This is a genomic window from Ectothiorhodospira sp. PHS-1 (assembly GCF_000225005.1).
Lineage (GTDB): Bacteria > Pseudomonadota > Gammaproteobacteria > Ectothiorhodospirales > Ectothiorhodospiraceae > Ectothiorhodospira.
This window is the reverse complement of the sequence record NZ_AGBG01000055.1, coordinates 1-5,716: the sequence shown is the minus strand read 5'-3', so window position 1 is coordinate 5,716 and position 5,716 is coordinate 1. Positions and strand designations below refer to the sequence as shown.

Below are 5,716 nucleotides of genomic sequence, written 5' to 3'. Positions count from 1 at the left end.
ATCTGTTCGGTCGGCCGGCTCCCCTGTCGGACATCGTGGGTCGGCCCTTGCCGCGGTCGGCCAAGTGGCCTGTCAACGGCGTGTCACAGTGACCGATTAAAGTGACGTACTTATTGCGCCCCGGGATCGGGCGAACCTCCCTCGTTCCGGATCTGCACCGTGACTACCTGTCAGACCATAGAATGCATCCTTGCCCGTGGTGAACTGCACGCCTTGTTCCAGCCGGTCGTGGCCCTCCATCCCGGTGGGATCATGGGTTATGAAGGCCTGATTCGCGGCCCCTCCGACAGCCCCTTGCATGCCCCGCAGAAGTTGCTGGCCGAAGCAGCCCGCGCGGGCTGCTTGTTTGAACTGGATCTACTCTGTCGTCGAGTCATTCTGGCGCGCTTTGCCGAGCTGGGACTTCCGGGACGCCTTTTTCTGAATGTCAATCCGGATGTCCTGGCGGACCGCAATGCGGTTCACGGCATGACGCTGCAACTCCTGCAGGAGAACGGTATCGCCGCCGAGCAGGTGGTGATCGAACTCACCGAGCAGCAGCCCATCCATGAGTACGACATCATGCGCGAGGCGGTGCGGCATTACCGGGAAATGGGGTTCGCCATTGCCCTGGATGACCTGGGAGCAGGTTACAGCTGTCTGCGACATTGGTCGGAACTGCGACCGGATTACGTGAAGATCGACATGCACTTTGTGCAGAATGTGCACAACGATCCGGTCAAGCGCCATTTCCTGCATTCCATCCGGGAGATTGCCCACAGCCTGGGTACCCGTCTGATTGCCGAAGGCATTGAGACCGAAGCCGAGTACGAGGTGGTGCGCAACCTGGAGATTCCCTATGGGCAGGGGTATCACTTTGCCAGGCCGGCCGCCAATCCGCCGCAGGAGCTGCATTGTCTGGTCCGGTCCCGGGGAGGCGAAGTATCCCGGTTGCGACACCGGGGCGAGACTGTGGCGGTGCTGGCCCAAACCAATCCGACCACATCTCCCGAGCAGCCCTTGGGGAACACGGTCAGTCGCTTCCAGGCGGAGCCCGGCCTGCATTGTCTGCCGGTCATTCACGATGGTCGTCCCGTGGGCATCATCCGTCGCCACGACATTCTTGCGCTTTATTCACAGCGATTCAGCCGTGAACTCCATGATCGCAGCCCCATCCGTTTCTTCATGAAACGGGACCCGCTGCTGGTTTGTCAGGACCAACCCCTTGAGCAGTTGAGTGAAACCCTGACCGCTCGGGATACCGTCGATGATGAGTTCATCATCATCGACGGAGAGGGCCAATACGTGGGTGTCGGTCGACTGCTGGAGTTGTTGCGCCGGATCACCGCCCTGCAGGTACGTTATGCGCGCTATGCCAATCCCCTGACACAGCTTCCCGGCAGCGTCCCTGTCAATGAGCACGTGGATCGCCTCATCGAGCTGGGCGTGCCCTTTGTGGTGGCCTATTGTGATCTGGATAACTTCAAGCCCTTCAACGATTACTATGGTTATGCCCGGGGGGATCAGGTCATCTGTGCACTGGGAGACATATTGCGGTCCGTGCAGGAGGAAACCGAGGACTTCCTGGGGCATGTGGGGGGAGACGATTTCATCCTGGTGCTGACCGGGGACCAATGGCGCCGTCAGTGCAGGGAGGTGCTGAACCGTTTTGCGGTTTCCGTCACGGGTTTCTACGATGAAGCGGAGCGACACATGGGAGGAATCCATACTCTGGACCGGCGGGGTGAGGAGCGATTTTTCCCGTTGCTGAGTCTATCCATCGGGGCCGTTCAGGTGTGTCCGGGTGGCTTCCGTTCCCATCTGGAGATCTCTCAGCGCGCTTCCGAGGTCAAGTGCCGGGCCAAGGAAGAGGCAGGCAATACCCTGTTTCTGGACAGGCGCATGGCAAGGGGTGACACCATGACCGGATTCGCCATCGAATCCGCCTGCCGATCGGAATCGTTGGTGCAGCCATGACCGCTTCACCCGTTCAGTGTCAGGATGGGGACAATCTTCCCTCGGCCCTTTCCCGCCATTTCATCGGGTCTGCCCAGGATCTGCTGATTCACGTGGATCCCGTAACCCCGGGCCATACCAACGAGCAGATTGCCCAGATCTTCAGCCTCAAGCGCCAGCTACAGAATCTGCCGGTGGTGCATGGAGAGCGTCCCATGGGGCTGATCAATCGCAGCCTGTTTCATAACATGATGGCCAAGCCCTATTACCCTGAACTCTACAGCCGCCAGAGCTGCATCGCCTTCATGGACAAGAATCCCCTGGTGGTGGACGTGGATACCTCCATCGACACCCTGACTGCCCTGGCGGTACAAACGGGAGAGAAGGTGTTCGCGGATGGGTTCATCCTGGTGGAGGATGGTCGCTATCGGGGCGTGGGGCATGTTCTGGACCTGATGCAGGCCATGAACGATCTACAGGCCCGGCAGCACCGCCAGCTGGTGGACAGTATCGATTACGCCAGCCTGATTCAGTCCTCCCTGCTCAAGTCTTCCCGCCAGGCCCTGGCGGATCGCTTTCCAAATGCCCATTGGGTGCTGTGGCAGCCCAGGGACACGGTGGGTGGCGATATCTTTCAGTGCTTCAACCTGGCGGATGGCTTTCTTGTCGCCGTGTTCGACTGCACGGGCCACGGCGTGCCCGGTGCCTTCATGACCCTGATTGCGGGGGCCGCCCTGGAACGGGCCATAGCAAGCCATGGCCATGATGATCCGGCGCTGCTCCTGGCCTCCATGAACCGTTACATCAAGCAGACCTTGAGCCAGCATAGCGCATCTTCCCGGAGTTCGGAGCATCCGGACAACTCTGATGACGGCCTGGAGGGGCTCATAGTGCGCGGGTTTCCCGACGCCGGTCATGTTCTGCATGCGGGGGCGCGGATGCCATTGATCCGTATCCGCCCGGAAGGCGGGGGGCATGGCGAGGTGATCCGCTCCGAGCGTCGCGGGGTGGGCTACGCGGCTACACCGGTGGATCACGAGTGGCGCAACCAGCGGCTGGACATGGCCCCCGGGCAGCGTCTCTATCTGGCCAGCGATGGGGTGATCGACCAGATCGGTGGTCGTCGACGGATTGCCTTCGGCAAGAAACGGCTTGTCCAGACTCTGTTGGAGACTCGCGCGCTGGACATGTCCGGTCAGAAGCATGTCTTCATGCAAGCCTTCAACGAATATCGCGGCCGACAGGTGCTGCGGGATGACCTCACCTTACTCGCCTTGTTGTGGCCTGGTGCCTGAGCGGATGACCCACATGAATCAGTATCTTTCTCCCTGTCACGATCGCCAGGCGTGCATCACTCGGAACCAGGGGCTGGTGTTTTATTACGTCGGCTATTTCTCCCAGAACATCATTAACGCCATCGGTGATGCGGTGCGCCTGCGGCTGGAATGTTCCGAGACTCCGGGTAGTCTGCGCCGCAAGATCTTTTCCATCTTCATCGAAATGGCGCAGAACATCGTCCATTACTCCAGCGATCAGCTGACCCTTGAGTCGGACCGGACGCATGAGATGCGGGCCGGCTCGGTGTGTATCACGCAGGAGTCGGGGCACTTTCTCATTATCTGCAAGAACCCGGTGACCCCTGAGTGGGCACAGCAGCTGCGCCAGGAGCTGGAGGCCTTGCGAGTCATGTCCGTGGACCAGATACGGCAATCGTACCGGGAGCAGCTGCGCCGGGAAGCACCGGAGCACAGCAAGGGGGCGGGGCTTGGGCTTCTGACCATCGCGCGTGACAGCAGCGGACCCATCGAATATGCCCTGGAAACCAATCCTTGCGGGGATGTGCTGTTCACCCTCAAGGCTACCCTCTAAGGTCCGATTCGCAGGAGCGACTTCATGGAAACCAGACTCTACATTCCGCCTTCCCCCAATACCCCCGAAGTGGACTTCGATTTTGCCGCTCGCCGTCTATGCATTCGGGGGGAGTCCTATCCCGAAAGTGCGGTCGGCTTCTATCACGAGATCCTGCAACGTACCCGGGATTTCCTGGGCTCCCTGGAAGAGGGTGAGGTACAGGTGATCATCGAGCTCCGGTATTTCAACAGCTCCAGCACCAAGATGCTGTTCAATCTGGTGGACGAACTCAACGCCGCTACCAAGCTCGGCAACCAGATTACCTTGGACTGGTACCACGACGCCGAGGACGACACCATGCTGGAGTTTGGCCAGGAGCTGGCGGATGACTTTCCTGAGATCCACTTTCGGGCGATCCCCGTCGAAAACACATGAGCACCTTCACTTCCGCGAACCTTCCGGATGACGGCAGGGCAAGGCGCGTGCAGTTGCCGGAGCCGGACCTCTTCGACGCCGAAATCCGGGCTCTGGAGAGTGCATGCCGGGCCATGGGCAGCGGAGATCATCGGGAACACCGCCACGCCCTGGGGGAACTGATCCGGGAGTTCGACCGGGTGATCCGGGACATGCGTCGTCTCATCAACCATGCCGATCGCACCGAGCGGGAGTTGAGCCGCGCCAACCGGCGTCTCACGGAACTGACCCGCAATCTGGCCTACCGGAACCGGCACGACGGACTCACCGGCCTGCTCAATCGGGAGACCCTCATCAACGAAGCCGAGGCCTTGCTGGCGGTACAGGGCATGTCCCTGATCCTGCTTGACATCGACCATTTTAAGCAGGTCAACGACCGCTATGGACATCCGGTGGGGGATCAGATCCTGAGGGACGTGGCCGCGCCCGGCATCAGGGCGTGGTGAGTTCCAGATTCAGGGCGCGGGAGATCACCCGGTGTACGGCTGAATTGTCGATGTAGCGGCCGTCGCTGAAGCCGATGATGTCCCGAAGGCCTGCGTCCGTCCCGATGACCATGTCGTAGAAATATTCGGCACCGGCGCCGTGGGCGAACATCAGGGTGTTTTCGTTGGTGTGGGTGCCGTAATGCCAGCGCACGCCGGGGAGCACGCCGGCACCGTTGTTCTGGATGGGCTGGAAGGGGATGGTGTCGGAGTCCGGCCCCATGGGCATGCCGTTGCCATGATCGGTGAGCACGATGACCAGGGTCTCATCCCAGCTGCTGTTCTGCTCCACCCACTCCACCACGGCGGCCACGGAACGGTTGAAATCCACCTGTTCCTCAATGATCCGTGCCGTGTCGTTGGCATGGGCGGCCCAGTCCACGGCGCCGCCTTCGATCATCACGAAGAAGCCGTCCGGATCCTGGCCCAGGTAGGTCAGGGCGCCCCGGGTCATGGTCTCCAGGGAGGGCACGTTGGGGTTGAAGGCCACGCCGCTGGGATTGGCGGCATCGGTGCCCATGACTGCTTCGGTGCGGTTGTACTGGAGGGTGTCATAGACCCGGGGGATGCCGATCAGGCGCGACGTCGTCAGGGGCAGGGTGCCAGCGGCCAGTGCCTCGAAGTCCGACTTGTCCTCAATCAGCTGCCAGGGCCGGTCGCCGCCGGCGGTGCCGTTGCGCAGGCCTTCCCAGGTGGTACGGGGGATATAGCCGCCACCGGTGCCCACCTCGTTGGCGTAGCGGGGTTCGGACCTGGGTTGCCCGTCGGCGTCATATTCCGGGTGGCCGCCGCCCATGATCAGATCCAGATGGTCCCGCTGCACCATGAAGGTGGCGATCTCGCCGTAATTGTTGCGGCTGATGTTCTGGGCACCGAAGGCCGCCGGGGTGGCATGGCTGAAGGGTACGCTGCTCAGCACGCCGGTGGCCTTGCCCTGTTCGCGAATCTCCTGGGTGATGAAGGTCAGGGGC

General features: G+C 61.2%; 6 protein-coding genes. 5 read left to right on the top strand and 1 reads right to left on the bottom strand.

What is annotated here, in order from left to right:
* Window positions 1-159: 159 nt before the first annotated feature.
* The 5 genes from ECTPHS_RS13330 to ECTPHS_RS13310 are packed head-to-tail and all read left to right on the top strand — an operon-like array spanning window position 160 to window position 4,706.
* Window positions 160-1,956, top strand: coding sequence for a bifunctional diguanylate cyclase/phosphodiesterase (locus ECTPHS_RS13330; RefSeq protein WP_008933286.1), 1,797 nt, complete (start codon window positions 160-162; stop codon window positions 1,954-1,956).
* Window positions 1,953-3,230 (top strand): SpoIIE family protein phosphatase, encoded by a 1,278-nt coding sequence (locus ECTPHS_RS13325; RefSeq protein ID WP_008933285.1) that lies wholly within the window; start codon window positions 1,953-1,955, stop codon window positions 3,228-3,230. The genes ECTPHS_RS13330 and ECTPHS_RS13325 overlap by 4 nt, the downstream gene beginning before the upstream one ends.
* A 13-nt stretch (window positions 3,231-3,243) precedes the next feature.
* Complete coding sequence (locus ECTPHS_RS13320) at window positions 3,244-3,804, top strand: SiaB family protein kinase (RefSeq protein WP_008933284.1); 561 nt, start codon at window positions 3,244-3,246, stop codon at window positions 3,802-3,804.
* A gap of 24 nt (window positions 3,805-3,828) precedes the next feature.
* Complete coding sequence (locus ECTPHS_RS13315; protein ID WP_008933283.1) at window positions 3,829-4,221, top strand: DUF1987 domain-containing protein; 393 nt, start codon at window positions 3,829-3,831, stop codon at window positions 4,219-4,221.
* A complete protein-coding gene (locus ECTPHS_RS13310; protein ID WP_050814272.1) occupies window positions 4,218-4,706 on the top strand; it encodes a GGDEF domain-containing protein in 489 nt (162 codons plus the stop codon). Before ECTPHS_RS13315 ends, ECTPHS_RS13310 begins: the two co-directional genes overlap by 4 nt.
* Here the strand turns inward: ECTPHS_RS13310 and ECTPHS_RS13305 are convergent.
* Window positions 4,693-5,716: alkaline phosphatase (locus ECTPHS_RS13305; protein WP_008933281.1), on the bottom strand; the 1,024-nt coding region annotated here is incomplete at its 5' end. The two genes, ECTPHS_RS13310 and ECTPHS_RS13305, sit on opposite strands and share 14 nt — an antisense overlap.

What these genes read in the sequence shown, in the direction of transcription:
- ECTPHS_RS13325 (WP_008933285.1), top strand. Translation starts at nt 1,953, where the DNA reads ATGACCGCTTCACCCGTTCAGTGTCAGGATGGGGACAATCTTCCCTCG.
- ECTPHS_RS13320 (WP_008933284.1), top strand. Translation starts at nt 3,244, where the DNA reads ATGAATCAGTATCTTTCTCCCTGTCACGATCGCCAGGCGTGCATCACT.
- ECTPHS_RS13315 (WP_008933283.1), top strand. Translation starts at nt 3,829, where the DNA reads ATGGAAACCAGACTCTACATTCCGCCTTCCCCCAATACCCCCGAAGTG.
- ECTPHS_RS13310 (WP_050814272.1), top strand. Translation starts at nt 4,218, where the DNA reads ATGAGCACCTTCACTTCCGCGAACCTTCCGGATGACGGCAGGGCAAGG.